Origin of the sequence: Mycobacterium sp. DL440 (genome assembly GCF_011745145.1) — a bacterium.
Classification (GTDB): Bacteria; Actinomycetota; Actinomycetes; order Mycobacteriales; family Mycobacteriaceae; genus Mycobacterium.
In genome coordinates this window covers 2,088,062-2,114,746 of sequence record NZ_CP050191.1, presented here as the reverse complement: position 1 = coordinate 2,114,746, position 26,685 = coordinate 2,088,062, and the positions used below count along the sequence as shown (strand labels likewise).

Annotated in this window: 21 protein-coding genes; 6 read left to right on the top strand and 15 right to left on the bottom strand. The window is 65.8% G+C overall.

The annotated features are described in order from the left end of the window. Positions 1 to 4: 4 nt before the first annotated feature. The 3 genes from HBE63_RS10355 to HBE63_RS10345 are packed head-to-tail and all read right to left on the bottom strand — an operon-like array spanning position 5 to position 2,575. Positions 5 to 757, bottom strand: a complete 753-nt coding sequence (locus HBE63_RS10355) for an amino acid ABC transporter ATP-binding protein (protein WP_166909627.1) — start codon at positions 755 to 757, stop codon at positions 5 to 7. Positions 758 to 774: 17 nt separating this feature from the next. Further along, on the bottom strand, positions 775 to 1,680 hold the full coding sequence (locus HBE63_RS10350) for an amino acid ABC transporter permease (protein ID WP_166904669.1): 906 nt from the start codon (positions 1,678 to 1,680) through the stop codon (positions 775 to 777). Between the two features lie 7 nt (positions 1,681 to 1,687). Next, entirely contained in the window at positions 1,688 to 2,575 is an 888-nt protein-coding gene (locus HBE63_RS10345; protein ID WP_166909629.1) for an ABC transporter substrate-binding protein, read from the bottom strand. Positions 2,576 to 2,781: 206 nt separating this feature from the next. Between HBE63_RS10345 and HBE63_RS10340 the strand changes: the two genes are divergently transcribed. The 6 genes from HBE63_RS10340 to HBE63_RS10315 all read left to right on the top strand — a co-directional run bounded on the left by HBE63_RS10340 (position 2,782) and on the right by HBE63_RS10315 (position 9,685). Beyond that, positions 2,782 to 3,372 (top strand): HdeD family acid-resistance protein, encoded by a 591-nt coding sequence (locus HBE63_RS10340; RefSeq protein ID WP_166904668.1) that lies wholly within the window; start codon positions 2,782 to 2,784, stop codon positions 3,370 to 3,372. Positions 3,373 to 3,457: 85 nt separating this feature from the next. After that, entirely contained in the window at positions 3,458 to 4,933 is a 1,476-nt protein-coding gene (locus HBE63_RS10335) for a cytochrome ubiquinol oxidase subunit I (RefSeq protein WP_166904667.1), read from the top strand. A gap of 11 nt (positions 4,934 to 4,944) precedes the next feature. Next, entirely contained in the window at positions 4,945 to 5,994 is a 1,050-nt protein-coding gene (gene cydB, locus HBE63_RS10330; RefSeq protein ID WP_166904666.1) for a cytochrome d ubiquinol oxidase subunit II, read from the top strand. A gap of 50 nt (positions 5,995 to 6,044) precedes the next feature. Beyond that, entirely contained in the window at positions 6,045 to 7,598 is a 1,554-nt protein-coding gene (cydD, locus tag HBE63_RS10325; RefSeq protein ID WP_208301430.1) for a thiol reductant ABC exporter subunit CydD, read from the top strand. Beyond that, entirely contained in the window at positions 7,585 to 9,117 is a 1,533-nt protein-coding gene (locus tag HBE63_RS10320; RefSeq protein ID WP_166909625.1) for an ATP-binding cassette domain-containing protein, read from the top strand. The genes cydD and HBE63_RS10320 overlap by 14 nt, the downstream gene beginning before the upstream one ends. Positions 9,118 to 9,127: 10 nt before the next feature. Further along, the gene (locus HBE63_RS10315; protein WP_166904665.1) at positions 9,128 to 9,685 is read left to right on the top strand and encodes a DUF4190 domain-containing protein; all 558 of its coding nucleotides are present in this window, start codon (positions 9,128 to 9,130) and stop codon (positions 9,683 to 9,685) included. Positions 9,686 to 9,691: 6 nt separating this feature from the next. Here the strand turns inward: HBE63_RS10315 and HBE63_RS10310 are convergent, their stop codons facing one another. The 12 genes from HBE63_RS10310 to HBE63_RS10255 all read right to left on the bottom strand — a co-directional run bounded on the left by HBE63_RS10310 (position 9,692) and on the right by HBE63_RS10255 (position 26,655). Further along, a complete protein-coding gene (locus HBE63_RS10310) occupies positions 9,692 to 10,564 on the bottom strand; it encodes an acyl-CoA thioesterase II (protein ID WP_166904664.1) in 873 nt (290 codons plus the stop codon). 47 nt (positions 10,565 to 10,611) lie between these two features. Continuing rightward, positions 10,612 to 12,030 carry a pyruvate kinase gene (gene pyk / locus HBE63_RS10305; protein ID WP_166904663.1) on the bottom strand — a complete coding sequence of 473 codons (1,419 nt, stop codon included), beginning with the start codon at positions 12,028 to 12,030 and terminating at the stop codon, positions 10,612 to 10,614. Between the two features lie 27 nt (positions 12,031 to 12,057). Beyond that, a complete protein-coding gene (locus tag HBE63_RS10300) occupies positions 12,058 to 13,560 on the bottom strand; it encodes a glutamate synthase subunit beta (RefSeq protein WP_166904662.1) in 1,503 nt (500 codons plus the stop codon). Beyond that, on the bottom strand, positions 13,553 to 18,121 hold the full coding sequence (gltB, locus tag HBE63_RS10295; protein ID WP_166904661.1) for a glutamate synthase large subunit: 4,569 nt from the start codon (positions 18,119 to 18,121) through the stop codon (positions 13,553 to 13,555). Before gltB ends, HBE63_RS10300 begins: the two co-directional genes overlap by 8 nt. A gap of 121 nt (positions 18,122 to 18,242) precedes the next feature. Continuing rightward, positions 18,243 to 18,653: a DUF2752 domain-containing protein gene (locus tag HBE63_RS10290; protein ID WP_166904660.1), complete on the bottom strand. Its 411-nt coding sequence runs from the start codon at positions 18,651 to 18,653 to the stop codon at positions 18,243 to 18,245. Continuing rightward, on the bottom strand, positions 18,643 to 19,038 hold the full coding sequence (locus HBE63_RS10285; protein WP_166904659.1) for a TM2 domain-containing protein: 396 nt from the start codon (positions 19,036 to 19,038) through the stop codon (positions 18,643 to 18,645). Before HBE63_RS10285 ends, HBE63_RS10290 begins: the two co-directional genes overlap by 11 nt. A 27-nt stretch (positions 19,039 to 19,065) precedes the next feature. Beyond that, positions 19,066 to 21,522, bottom strand: a complete 2,457-nt coding sequence (gene lgt, locus HBE63_RS10280; protein ID WP_166904658.1) for a prolipoprotein diacylglyceryl transferase — start codon at positions 21,520 to 21,522, stop codon at positions 19,066 to 19,068. Then, the gene (gene trpA, locus HBE63_RS10275) at positions 21,519 to 22,307 is read right to left on the bottom strand and encodes a tryptophan synthase subunit alpha (protein WP_166904657.1); all 789 of its coding nucleotides are present in this window, start codon (positions 22,305 to 22,307) and stop codon (positions 21,519 to 21,521) included. Before trpA ends, lgt begins: the two co-directional genes overlap by 4 nt. Further along, positions 22,304 to 23,569 (bottom strand): tryptophan synthase subunit beta, encoded by a 1,266-nt coding sequence (gene trpB, locus HBE63_RS10270; protein WP_166904656.1) that lies wholly within the window; start codon positions 23,567 to 23,569, stop codon positions 22,304 to 22,306. The genes trpA and trpB overlap by 4 nt, the downstream gene beginning before the upstream one ends. A gap of 37 nt (positions 23,570 to 23,606) precedes the next feature. Further along, on the bottom strand, positions 23,607 to 24,425 hold the full coding sequence (gene trpC, locus HBE63_RS10265; protein ID WP_166904655.1) for an indole-3-glycerol phosphate synthase TrpC: 819 nt from the start codon (positions 24,423 to 24,425) through the stop codon (positions 23,607 to 23,609). Positions 24,426 to 24,508: 83 nt separating this feature from the next. Then, positions 24,509 to 25,129, bottom strand: coding sequence for a TIGR02234 family membrane protein (locus HBE63_RS10260; protein WP_166904654.1), 621 nt, complete (start codon positions 25,127 to 25,129; stop codon positions 24,509 to 24,511). After that, positions 25,126 to 26,655, bottom strand: a complete 1,530-nt coding sequence (locus tag HBE63_RS10255) for an anthranilate synthase component I (protein ID WP_166904653.1) — start codon at positions 26,653 to 26,655, stop codon at positions 25,126 to 25,128. The genes HBE63_RS10260 and HBE63_RS10255 overlap by 4 nt, the downstream gene beginning before the upstream one ends. Positions 26,656 to 26,685 lie beyond the last annotated feature (30 nt).

Sequence of the window (26,685 nt, the reverse complement as noted above, 5' to 3'; positions counted from 1 at the left end):
GAAGCTACATCACCTTCGACAGAAACTCCTTTGTGCGTTCATGTTTGGGGTTGGCCATCATCTCACGGGGATTACCGCTCTCCACGATGACTCCGCCGTCCATGAACACCAACTTGTCGGCGACCTCACGGGCAAAACCCATCTCGTGGGTGACCACCATCATCGTCATACCCTCGCCGGCGAGTTTCTTGATGACCGCCAGCACCTCTCCGACGAGCTCGGGATCCAGGGCCGACGTCGGCTCGTCGAACAGCATCAGCTTCGGGTTCATCGCCAGCGCCCGGGCGATGGCCACCCGCTGCTGTTGGCCGCCCGACAACTGCGCGGGGTAAGCATCGGCCTTGGCCGCCAAACCCACCTGATCGAGCAGATCCTTGGCCCGGGCCAGCGCGGCGTCCTTCTTCACCCGTTTGACGCGCATGGGCGCCTCGACGATGTTGTCCAATGCGGTACGGTGCGGGAACAGGTTGAAATGCTGGAACACCATGCCGATGTCACGGCGCTGCCGGGCGGCATCGCGCGGGGCCATCTCGTGCAGTTTGCCACCACGTTCGCGATAGCCGATCAGCTCCCCGTCGACGTACAGACGGCCGGCGTTGACCTGTTCGAGGTGGTTGATACACCGCAGGAACGTTGACTTGCCCGAACCCGATGGACCGACCATGCACAACACCTCGCCCCTGCCGACGTCCAAGGTGACGCCTTTCAAGACGGGCAGGGCACCGAAGTTCTTACAGACACTCTCGGCCCGCACCATCGGTTCGGCGGCGGCGGTCATGGATGTGGCTCTCCCATCTGCGCTTTGGCCAGGGCCTGCAGCTGCTTGGAGGTCAACTTGCGCGACGCACCACGCGCGTAATGCCGCTCGAGGTAGTACTGGCCGACCATCAGAATGCTGGTGATAGCCAGGTACCAGGTGGACGCCACCAGCAGTAGCGGGACCGGCTGAAACAGACCGACACCAATATCCTTTGAGCGGCCGTACAACTCGAAGCTGTAGGGAATGGCGGTGACCAGCGACGTCGTCTTCAGCATGCTGATGAACTCGTTGCCGGTCGGCGGGATGATGACCCGCATGGCCTGAGGAAGCACAGTTCGTCGCATGGTCATGACCCACGACATGCCAAGCGCGACCGAGGCTTCCGTTTGGCCTTCAGGCACTGAGTTGATGCCGGCTCGGATGATCTCCGCCATATAGGCGGCCTCGTTGAGGCCAAGGCCGAGAACCGCCAGCCAGAACACATTCGGATCAGACAGAGTGAATTCGAAGAGCCTCGGGCCAAACGGTACGCCGATCTGAATGTTTCGGTAGATCACGGGGACCAGGCCCCACAGCACCAACTGGACATAGATCGGTGTGCCGCGGAAGATCCACAGGTACGTCCAGGACACGGCTTTGAGCACCGGGTTCGGCGACAACCGCATCACCGCCAGGAGCACGCCCAGAACGAGCGCCAGGATCATCGAATAGATGGTCAGTTGCAGCGTGTTCCAGGCAGCTTCCGAGATGCGCTGATCGAAGAGGTACTTGCCGTACGTCTCCCACCCGTACGCCTCGTTGGTCGCAGCGCCCCACAGGAACAGCCCGATCACGCCGAGGATGAGGATCGCCGCCACCCAACGCCACGGATGTCTCAGCGGGACGGCGTCGATAGCGGCCGGCGACGATTCATCACTCATGGACGACTCAGCTGGTCGCACCGTTGACGACCGGCTTGTCGATCATCCCGTTCTCCGCGCCCCAGTTCGCGGCCACCTGCTTGTACACACCGTTGTCGATCAGGTGCTGCAGTGCCTCCCGCAGCGACGCTGCGAGGGGCGATCCCTTCTGCACCGCCCAACCGTAGGGAGCGGAGTCGAAGGTTTCCCCAGCCGCTTCGAGCTTTCCGTTGCTCTGCTTGATCGCGTATGCCGTCACCGGCGAATCCGCCGACATGGCGTCGGCCTGTCCCAGCATCACCGCACTGGTGGCGGCGGTCTGGTCGTCGAACTTGATGACGTTGATGGCGGGCTTACCCGCGTCGACGCACTTCTTGCTGCGCGCCGGCATTTCCTCCGTGTCCTGCACCGTTGCCGTCTGCACCGCGATCTTCATGCCGCATGCGTCTTCGGGGTTGATCCCCGCACCGACCTTCTGCGCCCACGCCGAACCGGCACTGAAATAGGTCACGAAGTCAACCTGCTCTTCACGCTTCTTCGAGTCGGTGAACGACGACATGCCGACGTTGTAGTTCCCGCCCTGAACCGACGGGATGATCTTGTCGAACAACGACGCCCGATACTCCGGAGTGAGACCCAGCGTGGCGGCGATCGCATTCATCAGATCGACATCGAAGCCGATGATCTGGCCGCCGGGATCCTTGAATTCGTTGGGCGGATAGGACGGGTCGGTCCCGATGACCAGCTTGCCGCTCGACTTGATCGGCTCCGGCACCGAATTGGCTATCGCGTCGACCTTCTCAACCTTTGCCGCCGTCGTCGTCTTGGTTTCTGACCCACCGGACTCGGTATTGTTCGCGCAGCCCGACATCGCGAGCGCACCGCTTGCGGCGACGACCACCGCGAAACGCCATATCTTGCTTCGTCGGGGACGACATCCAACTGTCACGGTTGCCTCTTTCTCTGTCTGCGGCTGCTGTCGGACTGTTTCAGATCGAAGACGTTAACGGCCGCCGGGCCGGGACGCAGCTCCGGTAACGGAACCTTAACTACCAGGCTGCGACACCACAGCCGTAACGCAAAAACCGCGATCTACATCTGCGTTTGTGTCAAACTGCCTGCATGGAAACCACTGCTGCTCCAAACTTGTTGCCACATCTGTGGAAATCGACGCTGGTTTCGGGAATCCTTGCCGTCATCCTCGGCATCCTCGTCCTGATGTGGCCCGGCATCACCATTCTGGTTGCCGCCATCTTCTTCGCCGCCTATTTGCTGATCACCGGCATCTCGCAAGTAGTTCTGGCGTTCAGCATCCGGTCATCCGTGGGTGGACGCGTGTTGTTGTTGATCGGCGGCGCTGCGGCACTCGTGCTGGCTGTGCTGTGCTTCGTCAGCCCGGAGAATACATTCCAACTGCTCGCGATCTGGATCGGTGTCGGGTTCATCTTCCGCGGTGTCGCGACGGCGATGTCGGCCATCGGAGACCCCTCACTGCCCGGGCGGATCTGGGAGATCATCATCGGCATCGTCAGCGTCATCGCCGGCATCATCATGTTCGTCGCCCCGCTGGACGGTTTGGTCGCGTTGGCTCAGGTCACCGGCATCATCCTGATTGTCGTCGGGGTTTTCGAGGTGATCTCGGCCTTCGCGATCCGCAACGAGGCCAAGAAACTCCACACCTTGATCTCGCCGGAGCCCCCCACCGTGACGTAAGACACCGGTCATGGGCGGCCGTCGACTCCGGGATATCTACTACACTCCGTCGTAGATTGATCTGAGACCTCGAAAGTTGGGCCAGATGGACGCTTTGGACGTTTCACGGTGGCAATTCGGAATCACCACCGTGTACCACTTCATTTTCGTTCCGCTGACCATCGGGTTGGCGCCACTGATCGCCATCATGCAGACGGTGTGGGTGGTTACCGGAAACGACAGTTGGTACCGGTTGACCCGGTTCTTCGGCAAGCTCTTCCTGATCAACTTCGCGATCGGCGTCGCTACCGGCCTCGTGCAGGAATTCCAGTTCGGCATGAACTGGAGCGAGTACTCGCGATTCGTCGGAGACATCTTCGGTGCACCGCTGGCCATGGAAGGCCTCGTCGCATTCTTCTTCGAATCCACGTTCATCGGATTGTGGATCTTCGGCTGGTCGCGACTGCCACGGCTGGTTCACCTGGCCTGTATCTGGATCGTGGCCCTGGCAGTGAACATGTCGGCGTTCTTCATCATCGCCGCGAACTCGTTCATGCAGCATCCCGTCGGGGCGCAGTTCAATCCGGAAACCGGCCGCGCCGAACTGACCAGCATCGTCGCGCTCTTCACCAACAACACCGCGATCGCCGCATTCAGTCACGCTGTCGCGGGCGCTTTCCTGACCGCAGGCACATTCGTCGCGTGCGTATGCGCATGGTGGATGGTGCGCTCGCACGGCCGTGGTGACGACGCGGAGAGCGCAAAGGTCGACGATGCGGTCACGATGTACCGCCCTGCCACGATCCTGGGCTGCTGGGTCACGCTGATCGCCGCGGTCGCGCTGTTCTTCACCGGAGACGCACAGGGCAAGCTGATGTTTCAACAACAGCCCATGAAGATGGCCTCGGCAGAATCGTTGTGCAACAGCAAGACCGATCCCAACTTCTCAGTGCTGACCGTCGGCACCCACAACAACTGCGACAGTGTCGTACACCTCATCGAGGTGCCGTATGTGCTGCCGTTCCTGGCCGAGGGCAAGTTCAGCGGCGTTCACCTCGACGGCGTCAAAGACCTGCAGGCGCGCTTCGAGGAGAAGTTCGGGCCGGGTGACTACCGTCCGAATCTCTTTGTCACCTACTGGTCATTTCGGGCGATGATCGGATTCCTGGCTGTGCCAGGGTTGTTCGCGCTGGCCGCGCTCTGGCTGACCCGTGGCGGGAGAATCCCCCGCCACCGCTGGTTCAGCTGGTTCGCCCTGCTGACGATCCCCACCCCGTTCCTGGCCAACAGCGCCGGTTGGGTGTTCACCGAGATGGGTCGCCAGCCCTGGGTCGTAGTGCCGAATCCGACCGGCGATCAAGACATCCGGTTGACCGTCGCCCAGGGTGTCTCCGGGCACTCGGCAGGGCTGGTATGGCTTTCACTGATCACGTTCACCCTCCTGTACGCCGTGCTGGCGGTCGTGTGGTTCTTCCTGCTGCGCCGCTACATCGTCGAGGGACCGCTGGAACACGACTCCGAACCTGCCCCGCCGACGCCACCGGACGATGACGAAGTCGCGCCGTTGTCGTTCGCCTACTGAGGAGCGGATCGATGGGATTACAAGAACTCTGGTTCATCCTGCTGACAGTCCTGTTCCTGGGATTCTTCATCCTCGAGGGATTCGACTTCGGTGTCGGGATGCTGATGGCATTCTTCGGCCGGACTGCCGCGGGCCGCGACGAGGACCCCGAACCGTACCGCCGGGCCGCACTCAACACCATCGGCCCAGTATGGGATGGCAACGAAGTTTGGCTGATCACGGCGGGCGGAGCGATGTTCGCCGCCTTCCCGGAGATGTACGCCACGGTGTTCTCCGGGCTGTACCTGCCCCTGCTGGCCATCCTGTTGTCGATGATCGTCCGCGTCGTGGCGATCGAATGGCGGGGAAAGATCGACGATCCGGGGTGGAGGCGATGGGCCGACATCTCCATCGCGATCGGTTCCTGGGCGCCGGCGATCCTGTGGGGCGTCGCGTTCGCCGGACTGGTACGCGGCCTGCCGGTAGATGCCGAACGACAGATGCACCTGTCGTTCGGTGACATTCTCAACGCCTACACACTGCTCGGCGGCCTGGCAACCGGTGCACTGTTCGCGCTGCACGGCGCGGTGTTCGTCGCACTGAAGACCAGCGGCCAGATTCGCACGGACGCTTTCCAATTCGCCACGCGGTTGGCGATTCCGACCACGGTTCTGGTGGCCGGTTTCGGCGTCTGGACCCAATTGGCCCATGGCAAGAGTTGGACGTGGTTCCTGCTCGCCGCTGCCGTGCTGGCACAACTCGCGGCGGTCACCCGGATTTACCACCGCAGTGGCGAGGGCTGGGCCTTCATCTACACCACCATTGTGGTTGCCGCAGTGGTGCTTCTGCTGTTCGGATCGTTGTTCCCGAATCTGGTGCCTTCGACTCTGAATCCGGACTGGAGCCTGACCATCCACAATGCCTCGTCCTCGCCCTACACCCTCAAGATCATGACGTGGGCGGCGCTCGTGTTCGCACCGCTGGTGGTGATCTACCAGGCCTGGACATACTGGGTGTTCAGCAAGCGGATCTCCGCCGATCGGATACCGGCGCCGGTCGGGCTGCCTCGGCGGTCAGCCTGAATCTCTGGCGCGCACTCGGCATCCGGGGAGCCAGCGGGTCCACGGCGGCGCTGCGGCGTCACCTCCTGGCGACAGTCGCCTGCGGCGTCACCGTCAGCGCCTGCACCATTTCGGCGTCCGTTGTACTGGCGCACATCGTTGCCGCGATCATCGTCGAACCAGTCTCGGCGGCCCGCCACGGCGGTGCCCTAATCGCGTTGTCGGCGCTCTGGATATTGCGTGCCGCCGCCCACTGGCTCCAGGGTCGTCTCTCCCAACGCGGCGCCACCGCTGTGATCGGAGAGTTGTCCAGCCAGGTACTGCGCTCGGTAACCGCGGCGCCGCCAAGACAATTGGCGGCCGACCGTGACGCCGCCGCAGCAGCGGTCACCCGTGGCCTCGATGGGCTGCGACCCTACTTCACCGGCTATCTGCCCGCGGTGGTGCAAGCGGTGGTCCTCACCCCGCTGGCCGTGGTGGCGATGGCCTGCTTTGACCTTCAGGCCGCGGCAATCGTGGTGATCGCACTCCCGCTGATCCCGGTGTTCATGGTGTTGATAGGCCTGGTCACCGCCGAACGGTCGGCGGCCTCACTGGCCGCGATGACAACACTTCAGGCCCGGCTACTCGATCTGGTGGCCGGCATTCCGACGCTGCGCGCCCTCGGCCGGGCCGCCGGTTCCGTCCAACGGATCACTGAATTGACTGCCGCGCACCGACGTTCCGCGATGGCAACGCTGCGGATCGCATTCCTGTCCTCGTTGGTGCTCGAACTGCTCGCCACTTTGGGTGTGGCGCTGGTGGCAGTCAGCGTCGGCCTGCGACTGGTCTACGGCGAGATGACCCTGACGGCGGGCCTGACAGCGCTGCTGCTGGCCCCGGAGGTGTTCTGGCCGCTGCGCCGCGTGGGCGCGGCATTTCACGCGGCGCAGGATGGCAAAACAGCAGCAGAACAGGCTTTTCGGCTGTGCGGGACGCACACGCCGACCGAAGGTGCCGTGCGCCCGGCGAATACCGCACCGAAGATCGAGTTGAGCGGCGCGGGGCCGGTGGTCGAACCCGGTCGGGTCACCGTGCTGACGGGGCCCAACGGGGCAGGGAAATCAACTGCGCTGCAAGCGATTCTCGGATTGGCCACGCTGCCATCGGGTCCCGTGCGGGTCGACGGAGTGGATGTCGTCGACCTGGATCTGGCGGCCTGGTGGCACAGCATCGCCTGGCTGCCGCACCGGCCTGTGCTGATCCCCGGTACCGTCCGTGAAAACCTCGAACTACTCGGACCACTGGCCGACCTTGACCGCGCCTGCCGCGATTCCGGATTCGACGATGTGCTCGATGACCTTCCTGACGGACTGGACACCAGAATCGGCCGCACCGGGGTCGGACTGTCACTGGGGCAGCGACAACGGTTGGGGCTCACCCGAGCACTCGGGTCATCGGCACGGGTGCTGCTGCTCGACGAGCCCACCGCCCACCTTGATTCCGCTCTGGAACAACGGGTGTTGCAGGCCATCGTCGCCCGGGCCCGCGCGGGCGCCACCGTCGTGGTGGTCGGGCACCGGGATCCGGTGCTGGCCATCGGCGACGAGGTGATCACGATCGGTGCGGCACGTGTTTCGTCGTGATCCGCTGCTGCGGCTGACCCTGGACCTGCTGCGGCCCCGGTTGAGCCGGCTGATCCTGGCCAGCGTCCTCGGGGTGCTCTCGCTGGGCAGCGCACTGGCCCTGGCGGGCGTCTCGGCGTGGTTGATCACCCGGGCCTGGCAGATGCCTCCGATCCTGGACCTGTCGGTGGCTGTGGTCGCGGTCCGCGGGCTGGGCATTTCACGCGGCGTACTCGGTTACTGCCAGCGGCTGGCCGCGCACGACACGGCGCTACGGGCGGCGGCCAACGCCCGCACCGGGCTGTACCGCAGGCTCGCGACCGGACCCGACGACGAAGCGATGCGGCTGAGCAGTGGCGAATTGGTGTCCCGGGTCGGTAGTTCCGTCGATGAACTGGCCGATGTGGTGGTGCGCTCTGTGCTGCCCATCGTGGTGGCCACAGTGCTCAGCGCGGCGGCCGTCGGTGTCATCGCGATCATCTCAACCAGCGCCGCGGTGGTGTTGACGCTGTGTCTGCTGATCGCCGGCGTGGCGGCCCCGGCACTCACGGCCCGCGCCGTGGCGGCCTCGGAATCCGTTGCTGTCCAACATCGTGGTGACCGCGACTCCGCCACGATGCTGGCCTTGGAGTACGCCCCGGAGTTGCGGGTGAGTGGACGGCTCGACGACGTCATCGCCACCGCGGAGCGCCATCACCGCGACTGGGGGCACGCGGCTGACCGCGCAGCGGCCCCGGCAGCGCTGGCCGCCGCGATGCCCAGCATCGCCATCGGCGCCAGTGTTCTGGGCGCCGTCATCGCAGGCATCGCGCTGGCCCCCACAACCGTGCCGACCACCCTCGCCATCCTGATGTTGTTGCCGTTGTCGGCCTTCGAAGCCACCACCGCCCTACCCGACGCCGCCGTCGGACTCACCAGATCCCGCATCGCCGCGCGGCGCCTGCTCGAACTCACCGAGGGTGATCCATCGGCCCGCCAACGGCCCCCAGCCCCCTCGGTCGACCTGCCCGACGGGGGCCGGCTCGCCGTCGTCGGACCCAGCGGCTCGGGAAAGACCACGCTGCTGATGACCCTGGCCGATCGGCTCGATGAATCCCCCGGACGCGCAGCATTTTTCGCCGAAGACGCGCACATCTTCGAAACCACGGTGCGGGACAATCTGCTGGTGGTCCGCGGGGATGCCACCGACGCCGAACTACTGTCCGCGATCGAGCGTGTCGGCCTCGACGAATGGCTGGCGGCACTGCCCGACGGCCTGTCGACCGTGCTCGAAGGCGGCCACACCGCGGTGTCGGCCGGCCAGCGACGCCGCTTACTGCTGGCGAGGGCGCTGCTGTCAGATTTCTCCGTCGTCCTGCTCGATGAGCCGACCGAGAACCTCGACGCGGCCGACAGCCAACGCATCCTGACCGAAATCCTCACTCCGGGTGACTGGTTCGCCGCGGACCGGACCGTCGTCGTGGCCACCCACCATCTTCCGGATACGCTCGGCTGTCCCGTCGTCCAGTGTCCGCAACCCAGCACCGTCATCGGCGGGTAGCCTCGCAGACATGACCGACGAGCGATCCAACCCGCCCGGGTCTGAGGAGCCACAGCCGACCGGACCTCCCCCACCGCAGGCGTATCCCTACGGGCCGCCCCCCGGCGCATATCCCGGCGCCTACCCGCCGGCCCCGCAACCGTACGGCGGGTACCCGATGCAGCCGGCTCCGCGCGGCCCTGCCAACGGACTCGGTATCGCTGCCCTCATTCTGGCCATCGTCGCGCTGCTACTGACGTGGTCGGTGATCGGTGGGCTGATATTCGGCATAGTCGCGCTGGTCCTCGGATTCCTCGCCCACGGGCGCTACCGACGAGGCGAAGCCACCAATGGCGGGGTCGCCGTCAGCGGAATCGCACTCGGCGCGATCGCCTGCGTGTTGTCCCTGGTGTTCGTCGGCATCTGGGTGCACTTCGGCCAGCGATGGTTCGACGATGTCGGCGGCCGCGACTACGTGCACTGCCTGCAGCAGGCCGGCGACGATACCGCGGCCCAGCAGCGGTGCGAGACGGAGTTCGAGCGGCGGGTGGAGGACTCGTTCGGCGTGACACCGACCCCTACCCGCTAGGCCGCCTCACGACGTGGCGGCACCTGGGAAATGCTTGACGATCCCCTCTTGCACCACCGTCGCCACCAAGTGGCCCGACGCGTCGAAAAAGTGGCCGGTACCCAACCCGCGGGATTCCGCGGCCACCGGCGACGTGGTCGAGTACAGCACCCACTCGTCGAACTTGATCGGCCGGTGAAACCACACGGAGTGATTCATCGTCACCGCGAAGATCCGGTCGAACCCCCAGGACAGCCCGTGGGTGGTGATGATCGAGTCGAGCACCGTGGTATCCGAGGAGTACACCAGGGCGGCACCGTGCAGCACGGGATCGCTGGGCATCGTGCCTTCGGTCTTGAGCCACACCCGGTTGTGATCGAGCTTGCCGCCCTTTTTCCGCATGATCCAGGACGGATCGTTGGTGTACCGCCATTCGATCGGACGCAGCGCCTCGACGAACAGCGGCACCGTTTTCTCGTAGCCGCGCAGCAGTTCATCGATCTTGGGCAGCGTGTCCGGATGCGGAACCTCCGGCGCCGGGACGCTGTGCTCCAGCCCGCGCCCGGCGTTCATGTAGGACAGCATCACGGTGGTCAGCAGGTTGCCGTCCTGCATGACATCGACCCGGCGGTTGGCGAACCGGCGCTCGTCGCGCAGCCGCACCACGTGGAACTCCAGATCCTTCTCGGGATCACCACCGGCGATGAAGTGCGCGTTCAACGCACTCGGTGCCAGCTTGTGTTCGAGCGTGCGCCCACCGGCGACGAACGCCTGCGCGATCATCTGTCCACCGAACGTGCGCACCGGGTTCTTACTCGGATGCGAGCCGGTGAACAGGTTGTCGTCGACGCGATTCAGATCGAGAACAGCCAGCAGCTCCTCGAAATCCGGGTGTGTCAAGGAATGCCTTTCGAGATCTTTGGCAAGCGCTTTCTGGCAGACGACCGCTAGACGTCGTCCTCCCCGATGCGATGCACATGGATCAGATTCGTGGAGCCTACTGTGCCCGGAGGAGCGCCGGCGACGATGACCACCAGCTCACCGCGCTTGTAGCGGCCCAGATCCAGCAGCGACTTGTCGACCTGGCGGATCATGTCGTCGGTACCCTTCATCTGCGCCACGATGAACGTCTCAGTGCCCCAGGTCAGGGCCAGCTGGCTGCGGACTTCGGGCAGCGCCGTGAATGCCAGCACCGGCAGCGGGGTGTGCAGCCGGGCCAGCCGGCGCACGGTGTCCCCGGACTGGGTGAAGGCGACCAGCGCCTTGGCGTCGAGCCGCTCGCCGATATCGCGGGCCGCGTACGAGATCACCCCGCGTTTGGTGCGCGGCGTGTGCGTCAGCGGCGGCACCGTCACCGAGTTGTCCTCGACGGCCTTGATGATGCGAGCCATCGTCTTGACGGCCTCCAGCGGGTATTTGCCGACCGAGGTCTCACCCGAGAGCATCACCGCGTCCGCGCCATCGAGGACGGCGTTGGCGACGTCAGAGGCCTCGGCCCGGGTGGGCCGGGAACTGTCGATCATCGACTCCAACATCTGAGTCGCGACGATGACGGGTTTGGCGTTCTCCCTTGCCATCTGGATGGCGCGCTTCTGCACCAGCGGAACTTCTTCCAGCGGCAGCTCGACGCCGAGGTCACCTCGGGCCACCATGATCGCGTCGAATGCCAGCACGATGGCCTCGAGGTTCTCGACGGCCTCGGGCTTCTCCAGCTTGGCGATCACCGGAACCCGCCGGCCGACCCGGTCCATCACCTCGTGCACCAATTCGACGTCAGCGGGTGAACGCACGAACGACAACGCGACCAAGTCGACACCGAGCCGGAGCGCGAACTCCAAATCCTCGATGTCCTTCTCGGACAGCGCCGGCGCCGTCACGTTCATGCCGGGCAGCGACATGCCCTTGTTGTTGCTGACCGCGCCGCCTTCGGTGACCGTGCAGATCACGTCGTGGCCGTCGATCTTGTCGACGACCAGACCGACGTTGCCGTCGTCGACGAGAACCCGATCCCCCGGCCTGGCATCCTCGGCCAGCCGCTTGTAGGTGGTCCCCACCCGGTCGTGGGTGCCCTCACAGTCGTCGATGGTGATCCGCACCGATTCACCGGCCGCCCAGTACGTCGGGCCGTCCGCGAAACGGCCCAACCTGATCTTGGGTCCCTGCAGGTCAGCCAGCACACCGACGGCGTGGCCGGTGGCATCCGACGCCGCCCGGACGCGCTTGTAGGCGGCCTCGTGGTCGGTGTAGTCACCGTGGCTGAAGTTCAGCCGAGCGACATCCATCCCTGCCTCGACCAGGGCCCGCACCGTCTCATCGGTGCTGGTAGCCGGGCCAAGCGTACAAACGATTTTTCCGCGTCTGCTCACGTCACGTCAGCATAGTCGTTGATCGATTCAGATGACGGCCAGCGGTAGCGTGCCGGGCCGTACCGGCGACGGCAGATCCGACTCGCCCATCAGGTAGGCGTCCACCGCGTGCGCCGCGCTACGGCCCTCGGCAATGGCCCACACCACCAGCGAGGCGCCGCGGTGCGCATCTCCGCAGACGAACACGCCAGGCGCGTCGGTCTGCCAGTCCGAACCGCAGGACACGGTGCCCCGCCGGGTCAGTTTCAGGCTCAGCCCGTCGAGCAGCGCCATGTGCTCGACCCCCTCGAACCCGATCGCCAGCAGCGCCAGGTCACAGGGAATCTGCAACGACTCGCCCACCGGGGTGATCTCGCGGCGCCCCTCCGCGTCGCGGGTCACCTGAACCTCGGCGATCTCGATGGCCCGCACCTGACCGTTGTCGTCGCCGATGAACCGCTGCACCGCGACCTCGAACCGGCGGGCACCCCCTTCGGCGTGTGCCGGGGAGGTTCGCAGCACCAACGGCCACGTGGGCCACGGCGAGAGCTCGTCGTCGCGGGTCTCGGGCGGCTCGGTGTTGTAGTCGAGCTGGGTCACCGAAGCCGCGCCCTGACGGTGCGCGGTGCCCAGGCAGTCGGCGCCGGTGTCGCCGCCACCGATGATCACCACGTGCTTGCCCGCCGCCGAGATCGGTGAGGACGCGTCGCCCTCGCATTCGCGGTTGGCGGGCACCAGGTGTTCCATCGCCAGGTGCACGCCGTCGAGTTCACGTCCGGGCACCGCGTTGTCGCGGCCGCGCAGCGCGCCGATCGCCAGCACGACCGCCTGATGGCGCTGACGCAGTTGCTCGACGGTCAGATCGACGCCCACCTCGCACTCGGTGACGAATCTGGTTCCCTCGGCCCGCATCTGGGCCAGACGCTGATTCAGTACCGACTTCTCGAGTTTGTACTCGGGAATCCCGTAGCGCAGCAGCCCGCCCACCCGGTTGTCGCGCTCGTACACCGTCACCTCGTGACCGGCGCGGGTGAGTTGTTGTGCGGCCGCCAAACCCGCCGGGCCCGAGCCGACAACGGCGACGCTCCTGCCCGTGGAGATCGCAGCAGGTTGGGGTTCGACGGTGCCGTTCATCCAGGCGTGGTCGGCGATCGTCTGCTCGATCCGCTTGATCGTCACACTGCCGCCGGTCTGCTCCTCGGAAATCGAGAGCACGCAGGCCGACTCACATGGCGCCGGGCACAGCCGTCCGGTGAACTCCGGAAAGTTGTTGGTGGCGTGCAGGCGATCACTTGCCGCATCCCAACGCCCCCGCCGGACCAAGTCGTTCCATTCCGGGATCAGGTTGCCCAGCGGGCAGCCCGCCTTGCCGGAATGACAGAACGGGATCCCACAATCCATACAACGCCGCGCCTGCTGCGACACCTCGCCGGCGCGCGCATTGGGATCCTCGCGCTCGTACACCTCACGCCAGTCCCCCACCCGCTCCTCGACCGGCCGCTTGGCCGCCTCGATCTTGGGGACACGAAGAAATCCGGTCGGATCAGCCACGGCTGGCCTCCATGATCGCGGTGTCCACATCGCGGCCCTCGGCCTTGGCCATCCGGGTCGCCTGCAGGACACGCTGGTAATCGGTGGGCATTACTTTGGTGAATTGCGCACTGCGCCTGGGCCAGTCAGCCAGAATGGAGGACGCCAGCGTGCTGCCGGTATGGCGTGCATGGCCGGCCACCACATCGTGCAGCCAGGCCAGGTCCTCTGCTTCCAACTGCTGCAGCTGCACCATTTCGGTGTTGACCCGGGCCGGGTCCAAGCCCAGGACGAAGGCGATGCCACCGGACATGCCGGCAGCCAGGTTGCGCCCGGTCTTCCCCAGGATCACCACCCGGCCGCCGGTCATGTACTCACACGCGTGGTCTCCGACCCCCTCGACGACGGCCAAGGCCCCGGAATTGCGGGCGCAGAAGCGCTCACCGACCCGGCCCCGCAGGAACACCTCGCCTGAGGTGGCGCCATAGAGCAGGGTGTTGCCGGCGATGACGTTGTCCTCGGGCAGGAACAGCACATCGTCGGGCGGCCGCACGATAACCCGACCGCCGGAAAGTCCCTTGCCCACATAGTCGTTGGCATCACCGATCAGGTCCAGCGTGACTCCTGGCGGCAGGAACGCTCCGATCGACTGGCCGGCGGACCCGGTCAGGGTGACGTGAATGGTGTTGTCGGGCAATCCGGCGGCGCCGTAGCGGCGGGTGACCTCCGATCCGAGCAAGGTGCCCACCGTGCGGTTGACGTTGCGGACGGGAAGCTCCAGCCGAACCGGTAAGGCGTCTTCGAGAGCGCCCTCGGCAAGTTGGATCAGGGTCCGGTCGAGGGCCTGCTCGAGTCCGTGATCCTGATCGCGCACCCGCCGCCGCTGGATCGGCGTGCTGCCGTCGGCATCGGTCGGTGATGCGAAGATCGGGCTGAGGTCCAGCCCACGGCTCTTCCAATGCGCCACACCGGGATCGGTGTCGAGCACTTCGGCATGGCCGACCGCCTCGTCGAGGCTGCGGAATCCCAGCTCGGCGAGGTAGCGGCGGATGTCCTCGGCAATGAAGGTGAAGAAGTTCTCCACGAACTCGGGCTTGCCGTTGAACCGCGCCCGCAGTTCAGGATTCTGCGTGGCCACGCCGACCGGGCAGGTGTCCAGGTGACAGACCCGCATCATGATGCAGCCCGACACGACCAGCGGTGCTGTGGCGAAACCGAACTCCTCGGCACCCAACAGCGCCGCCACGATCACATCGCGTGCGCTGCGCATCCCGCCGTCGCACTGCACGGTGATCCGGTCACGCAAACCGTTGAGCACCAACGTCTGCTGGGTGTCGGCCAGGCCGATCTCCCACGGCGCGCCGGCGTGCTTGAGCGAGGTCAACGGTGCGGCGCCGGTGCCGCCGTCGTACCCGGAGATCAGCACCACATCGGCGTGCGCCTTCGACACCCCGGCCGCAACCGTGCCGACTCCGACACTGCTGACCAGCTTCACGTGAATCCGGGCGTCGGCGTTGGCGTTCTTCAGATCGTGGATGAGCTGAGCCAGATCCTCGATCGAATAGATGTCGTGGTGCGGGGGCGGCGAGATCAACCCCACACCAGGGGTCGAGTGCCGGGTCTTGGCGATGTTGGGGTACACCTTGTAGCCCGGAAGCTGGCCGCCTTCGCCGGGTTTGGCGCCCTGGGCCATCTTGATCTGGATGTCGGTGGCGTTCACCAGATAGTCGCTGGTGACGCCGAAGCGGCCCGAGGCGACCTGCTTGACGGCGCTGCGCCGCCGCGGATCGTAGAGTCGGTCGACGTCCTCGCCGCCTTCGCCGCTGTTCGACCGGCCACCGATGTTGTTCATCGCGATGGCCATGGTCTCGTGGGCTTCCGCCGAGATGGACCCGTAACTCATTGCGCCGGTGTTGAACCGGGTCACGATCGACTCGACCGGTTCGACCTCATCGAGCGGGACCGGGGGGCGCAGCCCCGGCTTGAACTCGAACAGACCGCGCAGCGTCCCGCCTTCCCGGGACAGCCGGTCGACCTCCTCGGCGTACCTGGCGAAAATGTCGCGGCGCCCGGTACGGGTCGAATGCTGCAGCAGGAACACGACCTCCGGGGTGAACAGATGCAGCTCGCCTTCCCGACGGAACGCGTATTCACCGCCGACCTCCAGCCGGCGGTGCACCCGCTCGGTGGGGTTCTCCGGATACGCGCGCCGGTGGCGTAGCTTGACCTCCTCGGCCAGTACGTCCAGCCCGACGCCACCGAGCTGGCTGGTGGTCCCGGTGAAGTAGTCGTCGACGACGGCGTGGCTCAGCCCGATCGCCTCGAAAACCTGCGCAGCGGTGTAGGACGCGACCGTGGAGATGCCCATCTTGCTCATCACCTTGACCACGCCCTTGCCCAGCGCCTTGACGTAATTGCGTACGGCAGTGGCAGTTTCGATGCCGGTGAGCTCACCCTCGCGGATCAGGTCCTCGATCGACTCGAAGGCGAGATATGGGTTGACCGCGGCGGCACCGTACCCGATGAGCATCGCGATGTGATGGACCTCGCGAGCGTCGCCGCTCTCCACCACGAGCGCCACCTTGGTGCGATCCTTGGTGCGGACCAGGTGATGGTGCACCGCCGAAACAGCCAGCAACGACGGGACCGGAGCCCTGGTGTGATCGGAATCGCGATCGGAGATCACCAGTATGCGAGCACCTTTGGCGATGGCCTCGGTGGCTCGCAACTGCAGATCGTCGAGGGCTTCGGCCAACCCTTCCCCACCGCGTTCGACGTCGTAGAGGGCACGCAGCACGGTGGTGCGCAGACCCGGATGCTCGCCGTCCTTGTTGATGTGGACGATCTTGCTCAGCTCGTCGTTGTCGAGAACCGGCCAGCGCAACACGATTTGGCGGCAGGATGCAGCCGAGGGTTCCAACAGATTCTCTTCGGGTCCCATCACCCGGGCCATCGAGGTGACCACTTCCTCCCGGATGGCATCCAGCGGCGGGTTGGTCACCTGGGCGAACAGTTCGATGAAGTAGTCGTACAGCAGCCGTGAGCGCTTGGAGAGCACCGCGACGGGCGTATCGGTTCCCATCGAACCGAGCGGCTCACCTCCCGACGCGGCCATCGGCGTCAGCAGTATCCGCAGTTCCTCCTCGGTGTAGCCGAAGGCGATCTGCCTGCGCACCACCGAGTCGTGATTCGGCTGGACCCGGGACCGATCGGGCAATGTGCCGAGATCCAGCAAACCGGCATGCAGCCACTCACCGTAGGGTTCGGCCGCGGCCAACTGCTCCTTGATCTCGTCGTCTCCGATGATGCGTCCGGCGGCGGTGTCGACCAGGAACATCTTTCCGGGTTGCAGGCGGCCCTTGGCGACGATCTGCCCCGACGGCACATCGAGTACACCGCTCTCACTGGCCAGGATGATCCGGTCATCGACCGTGCGCCACCAGCGTCCTGGCCGTAAACCGTTGCGGTCCAACACCGCCCCCACCACGGTGCCGTCGGTGAACGTGACGCAGGCCGGCCCGTCCCACGGTTCCATCAGAGAGGCATGGAACTTCCAGAACGCGCGCTCCGCCGCATCCATGGTGGTGGCGTTCTGCCACGCCTCCGGGATCATCATCAGCACCGCGTGCGGCAGGCTACGCCCGCCCAGGTGCAGAAGCTCGAGCACCTCGTCGAACGATGCCGAATCGGAGGCATCTGGAGAGCAGATCGGTGACAACCGGCTCAGGTCACCGGGAATCCGGGCACTGGCCAGCAGCGCCTCCCGGGCGTGCATGCGGTTGCGGTTACCGCGCACGGTGTTGATCTCGCCATTGTGGGCGACGAACCGGAACGGATGCGCCAACGGCCAGGACGGGAACGTGTTGGTGGAGAACCGGCTGTGCACAATCGCGATCGCACTCGTGCAACGCGTATCCCGCAGGTCCGAGAAGTACTGCGGCAGCTGCATTGTGGTCAACATGCCCTTGTAGACGATGGTCCGGCTGGACAGCGATGCGAAATAGACCGCGTCGACCCCGGTGCCCTGCTCGGCTCGCTTGCGCAGTGGATAGACCTTGCGGTCCAGCTCGATACCGCTCTGGCGAATGCCGTCGACCTCGGGGGCCGCAACAAACAGCTGCGCCATATAGGGCATACAACCCAGCGCCGTCGAGCCGATGTCGGCGCCGTCCGGATCAACCGGCACCGCACGCCAGCCCAGAACCTCAAGGCCTTCCTCAGCGGCCAGTGCTTCGATACGGGCGCGCGCGGCGCTGCGCGCGCCCTGGTCCTGCGGCAGGAAACAGATGCCCGCGGCGAAGGTCTGCGTGCCATCGGCAGCCGGCTCCGGCAGGTCAAAATCGACCACCTCGCGCAGCAGTTCGACCGGCAGTTGCAGCAAGATGCCGGCACCATCGCCGCTGTTGGGCTCGGCGCCGGCGGCACCGCGATGTTCGAGGTGTTCGAGCGCGGTCAGACCGTCGGAGACGATGCCGTGGGAGCGGCGGCCCTGGATATCGGTGATCATGGCCACGCCGCAGGAATCGGCCTCATTGGCCGGGTCATACAGCCCCTGCGCATCTGGCAATGCCGAGAACAGCATCTAGTCGCACCTCCGCAAGTCCGGAACATCCTGGTCCCGGGACTGCACCGGCCCGAATTTTCAGTGTATCAGCGCAGGTGGGCCACTACTGAGCGCTTATCGTCGGGACCTGGCCACTCGGCTACGACGTGAAGGTCGGGACGAGCGGGAAGCCCGGCAGATTGCGCACGACGGTCCAGATCACCAAGGTCGCCACGATGGTTACCACCGCCGGCACCGGGAACAGCGGCTTGCCCAGCTGCCACCGGACCAGCAGCCAGACGGCCAGCGCGGGCAGACCTACCAGGGCGAATACGTTGTCGACGACGGCCGCACCCACGTCGCCGTGCAGCAGGTCATGGGTCATCCGCAGACCACCACAGGCCGGACAGTTCCACCCTGTCAGCGCCTTGAACGGACACCCGGGGAACAGAAAACCGGGACGGTGTGGATCGACCACACCGATATAGGTCAATGCGCCGGCACCGAGCACTCCTGCGGCCAGCAGCGAAAACCGGCCCGCCGTCGTCGTGGTGAGGCCGCTAGGTTCCATCGCGAAGTGGACGCCCCAACGGGTCGCGGACCCTGTCGGTGAGGATCAGGATCGCATCGATGAGCCCCCAAATGATGGCCCCTATGCCACAGGTGGCCAAGCCCACGATCAACTGGGCGACGCCCAATCCGGTCTGGCCCAGGTAGATCCGCCCGATGCCCACAAAGCCGAACAGGCCGACCAACTGCAGCAGACCGGCAACCACCTTCGACTTGTCGGAGAGCGGTTCGCCGGTGACCGGATGACGACCAAATGGCGCACTCGGATCCACAAACGCCGCCGGATACGGCTGGTAGCCGGGCGGTGGCGGATATCCCGCGGGCGGCGGAAAGCCGGCCTGCGGCGGGATCTCCGAGGGGCCTCCGGACTGCGACGGATCGGTCATATAGACAGAATGCCAGAGACCGGATTCTTACCGATTGCGGCGGAACCAACGACGCACCCGACCGCCCTGCTTGGTCGGCTCGGCCGTAGCCGCGGATGCGGTTCCGGCCTCGCTGTCTGCCTCGTCATCGTCGTCGACGTTTATCGAATCGGACTCTTCGGCGACCACCTCGGCAGCGTCCGCTGCATCGTCCGAATGGTCTTCCTCCGCGGCGGCGTCGTCCGCTGCGACCTCGTCATCGTCAGACTCACCGGCTGCATCGACTTCATCGACTTCATCGACTTTGCCCGGCTGAGTGTCGGTTTCGGACTCGACCGCAGCCTCGTCGACCTCCGCCTCGGACTCATCGGTCACGTCGTCCGCGTCCGACTCGGCGTCGGCTTCCTCGGCAGGCTCCGATTCTTCGGCTTCGGCTTCGGCTTCGGCCGGATTTTCAGCTACCGCAGCGGCTGACTCGTCGACGTCTTCTTCGACGACAACCGGTTCAGCGGAGTCAGGCTCCTCGTCTGTGGTGGCCTCACCGGCGTTCTCATCGACGTCGTCATCGGCTGCGGGTTCCTCGCCCGTCTCCGAGTCGACTTCGTCGGGTTCAGGCTCTTCGTCGACCTCGACCTCGGCCTCGTCGGCACCTTCTTCGGCCTCAGCCTCGACGTCATCTGCCACCGGGGCCTCAACCTCGTCGACCTCGTCAGCATCCTCCGACGCCTCAGACTCGGCGGTCTCAACGGGACCGGCCTCGCCGGCGGCCTCGTCGTCGACGAGCGCGTCGGCTACCGCTTCCTCGCCTTCGGTGTCGTCGGCGGTCTCGTCAGCAGCCTGTTCCTCGGCGGCTTCCTCAGATTCGAGTTCCGGCTCGTCGTCTACATCGGTGGACTCGTCGTCAGCATCACCCTCGTCCGCAGGCACTTCTTCAGCGTCGGACTCGGCTACGGCCTCATCATCGGCGGACTGTTCCTCGGCAGTCTCGGCGCCTTCAGCGGCCTCGTCCACGGGCTCTTCGTCTGATCCCGCCTCGACGTCAGCGGACTCGTCGTCGGCCGAGAGCTCGTCGTCAGTTTCTTCCTCGACGTCGGACTCGGCCACCGCATCCTCGTCAACGGCCTGCTCCTCAGCGACGTCGCCCTCGGCGTCAGCACCAGTGGACTCGTCAACAGCGACCTCGTCGGCAGTTTCTTCCTGAACGTCCGACTCGGCTTCGGCTTCCTCAGCCTCTTCCTCGGCGTCCGTGGACTCATCGGCGACAGCGAACTCGTTCGCTTCCTCTTCCTCGTCCTCAAGATCCGCCTCGTCGAGAGCCTCGTCGGCGTCCTCGTCAGCGACCTGGTCGGCTTCATCCTCGGAGTCGGCGTCCGCCTCGTCTTCCAGTTCTTCGGACTCCTCGTCGCCGGCGTCCTCGTCAGGCTCGGTATCGATCGCCTTCAGTTCGATCGCCGCGGCAGCTTCGGCACCGTCGTCCTCGCTGGCGCCGACTTCATCGGGATGCATGTGGTCGGCATCTTCGGCGTCCTCGTCATCGTCTTGTCCCGCCGCCGTTGCAGCCGCGACAACACCGGTGGTGGCCGCTGCGGCAACAAGTTCCTTGCCGAGGTCGTCCAGCGCCGACTCGTCCTCGTCGTCCTCACGCTTACCCACCAAGGTCGCCGGGTCTTCTCGTCCCTTGGTGGCCAACATGATGTATACGACGGCGCCGATGAACACGAAAGTCGAGGTGAAGGTGTTGACGCGGATACCGGCAAACTCGGTTGCCGGGTCGCTGCGCATCAATTCGACCAGGAACCGGCCCGCGCAGTAGCCGGCCACATAGAGCGCGAACAGCCTTCCGTGGCCGAGTTTGAACTTGCGGTCGGCCCAAATGAGCAGCGCGAAAACCAGTAGGTTCCACAGCAATTCGTAGAGGAAGGTGGGGTGCACCACCCGCAGGACCTCGCCGGTCGACACTCCGTTGAGATCATCGACCCTGCCGAGGGAGTTCAAGCGTTTGTAGATCTCCAGGCCCCACGGCAATGTGGTGTCGCCGCCGTACAACTCCTGGTTGAAGTAGTTGCCCAGCCGGCCGATGGCCTGAGCCAAGATGATTCCCGGAGCGATTGCGTCGCCGAAGGCCGGCAGCGGAATCCCGTGTGAACGGCAACCGATCCAGGCTCCGACGCCGCCGAGTGCGACGGCGCCCCAGATTCCCAGACCACCCTGCCAGACCTGGAAGGCCGCACCCAATCCCTTGCCGGTCGGCCCGAAATAGGTGGGCCAGTCCGTCATGACGTGGTAGAGCCGGCCACCGACGAGCCCGAAAGGTACTGCCCACAAGGCGATGTCATAGATGACGCCGGCTTGCCCACCCCGCGCCTGCCAACGCCGGTCGCCGATCACCAGCGCTGCGATGATGCCGACGATGATGCACAGCGCGTACGCGCGGATCGGCACCGGCCCCAGATGCCAGACGCCCTGTGACGGGCTGGGCAAATACGCGAGCACGGTAGTGGTCAAGCTGAAATCCTCTGCCTAACGCCTTTGGCCAGTTCTTCGGTGAGGCGACGGACGTCGTCCAACCCCTCGCTCAGGGCCGACACCAGTGCCGACCCGACGATGACACCGTCGGCGTAGGCGCCAATCTCGGCTGCCTGCGCTCCTGAGCGCACACCCAATCCGACCCCGACGGGGATGTCGGACACTTCCTTGACGCGCCGCACCAACTCCGGCGCCGCGTTCGAGACCACATCGCGCGCGCCGGTGACGCCCATCGTCGAAGCGGCGTAGACGAAACCTCGCGAAGCGTTCACCGTCGCCGCGAGCCGTTCCGGCGTCGAGGACGGCGCGACCACGAAGATCCGGTCGAGATCGTGCGCCTCGGAGGCCGCGATCCAGTCGCCGGCCTCCTCGGGGATCAGGTCGGGCGTGATCAACCCGTATCCACCGGCCGAGGCCAGGTCGCGGGCGAAAGTGTCAACACCCTTGCGCAGCACCGGATTCCAGTAGGTCATGACCACCGCGCGGCCGCCGGCCTTGCTGATCGCCTCGACGGCGGCCAAGGTGTCGCGCACCCTGACCCCGCCGGCCAGGGCGGCCGCCGCGGCGGTGGCGATCGTCGGCCCGTCCATCCCCGGATCCGAGTAGGGCAGACCTACTTCCACCAGATCGCAACCGGATTCGACCATCGCCGTCATCGCCGCGATCGACGTCTGCACATCAGGAAAACCTGTCGGTAAATAACCGATCAGCGCGGCACGACCCTCGGCGCGGCAGCCGTCGAACAACTCCGCCAGCCGGCTCATCCCGCGCTCCCCTCTTCGAGCAGTCCGAACCACTTCGCGGCCGTCTCGACGTCCTTGTCACCACGCCCGGACAAGTTGACCACGATGATCGAGCCGCTGCCGAGTTCGGGGCCGAGCTTGAGCGCGCCGGCCACCGCATGCGCCGATTCGATCGCCGGAATGATGCCCTCACGACGGCACAGCAGCGAGAACGCGTCCATCGCCTCGGTATCGGTGACCGGGCGGTACTCGGCACGACCGATGTCCTTGAGGAACGCATGCTCAGGCCCGACGCCCGGGTAGTCCAAACCGGCCGAGATGGAATGCGATTCGATCGTCTGGCCGTCCTCGTCCTGCAACAGGTAGGAGAACGATCCCTGGAACGCGCCGGGCGAGCCGCCGGTGAACGTCGCGGCGTGCCGCCCGGTTTCGACCCCGTCGCCGGCAGCCTCGTAACCGACCAACTGCACCGTGGGATCGTCGATGAACGCGTGGAAGATACCGATGGCGTTCGAGCCGCCGCCGACACACGCGGTGACCGCGTCCGGAAGCCGGCCGGCCTGATCGAGGATCTGCGCCCTGGCCTCCATGCCGATGATCCGCTGGAAATCACGCACCATCAGCGGGAACGGATGCGGGCCCGCCGCCGTCCCGAAACAGTAATAAGTGTCATCGGCGTTGGTCACCCAGTCCCGAAACGCCTCGTTGATCGCGTCCTTGAGCGTCTTGGACCCGGACTCCACAGACACGACGGTCGCACCGAGCAGGCGCATCCGCGCGACGTTGAGGGCCTGCCGGGCGGTGTCCACCGCGCCCATGTAGATGATGCATTCCAGACCGAGCAGCGCACACGCCGTCGCGGTGGCCACGCCGTGCTGGCCGGCGCCAGTCTCGGCGATGACGCGGGTCTTGCCCATCTGCCGCGCCAGCAGCGCCTGTCCCAGAACATTGTTGATCTTGTGAGAACCGGTGTGGTTCAGATCTTCTCGCTTGAGGAAGATGCGCGCGCCGCCGGCATGCTCAGACAGCCGGGCGGCCTCGTACAGCGGGGACGGCCGGCCACTGTAGTGACGCTGCAACCGGTCGAGCTCATCGAGGAAGGCTTGATCACCGCGGGCCTTCTCATAGGCCGCGGTGACCTCCTCGATCACCGCCATCAGTGCCTCGGGAACCAACCGACCACCGTAAGCACCGAAATGCCCCAGTGCGTCGGGATCGTGAACGGTCGGTTCGGCCACGCCTGCGCTGGAACGGGGCAACTCGGGCCCCGCGAGATCCGCCATCAAACAGCCTTTTCGTGCAAGCGGCTCATCGCCTGGTTCAGCGAGCCGGTTTCGGGCAGGACGGGTGCGTACCGGCGGTGACCAGATCGGCGACCGCGCTGCGGGGATCCCCGCTGGTCACCAGGCCCTCACCGACCAGCACGGCATCGGCACCCGCGCCGGCATACGCCAGCAGATCAGCGGTTCCACGTATTCCGGACTCCGCGACGCGGATGACATTGCTGGGCAGCCCCGGAGCGATCCGACTGAAGCAGTCCCGGTCGACGTCCAGCGTCTTGAGGTCGCGGGCGTTGACGCCGATGACCTTGGCACCGGCCTGCAGCGCCCGGTCGGCCTCTGCTTCGGTATGCACCTCCACCAGGGCCGTCATCCCGAGGGATTCCGTGCGCTCCAGCAGCGATTCCAGCACCGGCTGCTCGAGTGCCGCCACAATCAGCAGCAACAGATCGGCGCCGTGCGCCCGGGCTTCATGGATCTGGTACGGCTTGACGACAAAATCCTTGCGCAGCACCGGAATTGACACCGCGGCCCGCACTGCGTCGAGGTCGTCCAGAGATCCGTTGAACCTGCGCTGCTCGGTGAGCACACTGATCACCCGCGCACCGCCGGCTTCATACGCCTGCGCCAGCTTCGCCGGGTCGGCGATATTGGCCAACTCGCCCCGAGACGGGCTCGCCCGCTTCACCTCGGCGATCACGGCAATTCCCGGTTCCCGCAATGCGGCCATCACGTCGAGTGGCGCAGGTGCGTCCTGGGCCCGCGCTTTGATATCCGCCAGGCTGATAACGGCCTCGCGGGCGGCAACGTCGGCGCGGACTCCCTCGATAATGGAGTCGAGCACTGTGGCCGAAGTCATCGCCCGTCGGTTCCTTCCTGGTGCCTCCGGGCCGGTCCCGGTTGCCCTCCCTGGAAGGGTAGCCGTCGCCACACTGTCAGCATTCACCGGCCCTTACTGTCCGGATCAGTGCCCTCGCCGGTCGGATCGTGGCCCTCGTCCAGCGCATCCCACAGCATTCGCTCCGACATCGGCTCATCACCGCTGTCTTTCCTGGCGGCCTCGCGCCGCGCCGCGGGTGCCGCGTAGCGGCCCGCACTGCCGCGCTTCGCACTGTTGGCCGAGCGCATCAGCAACACCGCACCGACCAGCGCACACACCGCTGCCGCCAGGGTCAGCACTGCGCCCCCGAAGGAACGACTGGTCCCGCCCCCGGCCGCGGTCAGCTGGGAGACCGGAACGGCTGCCAGGTCAGCAGCCCGCTGCGCGACATCCTTGACCACCCACAGGCTGATGCCCAGGTACCCCATCCCGGCGCTGGCAGCAGCGATCAGCAGGGCCAGCAACCGCAACGCCCAGCCGTGCACGGCCAGCACCGCTACCGCGGCCGCCAGCACCAGCAACGCCAGTGGGATCAATGCCGTCGACCAGGATGCGCCGGTCAACGCCGTGGTCTTGGGCTGGCCCAGCCCGTCGAACGACGTCAGCGAGACCCAGGTCATCCGCGACGCGATCCACAGCACCACCGCCGCGACGACGAACAGCGCCTGCGCCACCCGGGTCACGGCTCGGCCAATGTGTCAGCAGCGGCAATGGCATTGAGCACGGCTTTCGCCTTGTTCGCCGATTCGTTGTATTCGTAGGGGCCGTTGGAATCGGCCACGACTCCCCCTCCGGCCTGCACATAGGCCGTGCCGTCACGCATCAGGGCGGTCCGGATGGCGATCGCGAAGTCGGCATTGCCCGCGAAGTCCAGGTAGCCCAGCACCCCGCCGTAAATGCCGCGCCGGGTCATTTCGACCTCCTCGATCAACTCCATGGCCCGCACCTTGGGTGCTCCCGACAAGGTGCCTGCCGGGAAGCACGCCGTCACCGCGTCCAGCGCGGTCTTCCCCTCGGCCAACTCCCCGGTCACCGTGGACACCAGGTGCATCACATGGCTGTACCGCTCGATGTGGCTGTAATCCTCGACCCGCACAGTGCCCGGGCGGCACACCCGCCCCAGATCGTTGCGGCCGAGATCGACCAGCATCAGGTGCTCGGCGCGTTCCTTCTCGTCGGCCAGGAGCTCCTTTTCCAGCAGGACATCTTCTTCCTCCGTGGTTCCGCGCCAGCGCGTTCCCGCGATCGGGTGGGTGGTGGCCCGGCCGTCTTTCACCGTGACCAGCGCCTCGGGGCTGGAACCGACGACCGAAAAGTCCAGTCCGCCATCGGCATCGGGGACATTGAGCAGATACATGTACGGGCTCGGGTTGGTCACCCGCAGCATCCGGTAGACATCAATCGGGTCGGCGGCCGTATCCATTTCGAACCGCTGTGAGGGCACCACCTGGAAGGCTTCGCCGGCCTCGATGTCGCCGACGAGTTTCTCCACGATCGCGGTGTACTCCTCCACCGTGCGCTGCGCGCGGGGGTCGGGCGCAGGCCGGCTGAATGTCGCCACCGTGGACGGCAGCGGCTGGCCGAGGGCGGCGGTCATCACATCGAGGCGTCGCACCGCATCGTCATACGCCTCGTCAACCCGTTCGTCGGTGCCGTTCCAGTTCACCGCGTTGGCGATCAGGGTGATGGTGCCCTCGTGGTGATCGACGGCGGCGATGTCGGTGGCCAGCAGCAGCAGCATGTCCGGCAGGCCCAGATCGTCGACGGCGAGCTCCGGGAGCCGCTCCAGCCGACGCACCATGTCGTAGGCGAAATAGCCCACCAGCCCCGAGGACAGCGGCGGCAGATCCGGCACCGCCTCGGTTTGCAGCAGGTCCAGCGTGGCCCGCAAAGCCGTCAGCGGCTCGCCGCCGCTGGGCGCATCCTTGGGTGCCGTACCCAGCCACACAGCCTGGTTGTCGCGGACCGTCAGAGCCGAGGGGGCACCGGCGCCGATGAACGACCATCGCGACCACGAGCGACCGTTTTCGGCCGATTCCAGCAGGAACGTGCCGGGACGGTTGGCGGCCAGCTTGCGGTACGCCGACAACGGCGTCTCGCTGTCGGCCAGCACCTTGCGGGTCACGGGGACCACGCGGTGCTCAGCGGCCAGCGCCCGGAAATCCTCGCGCGATGTGGTGCGGGTGAGGCTGTCGGGGGTGGTTTGCACAGACCAATCCTCCCAGATAGACCGAGCAGG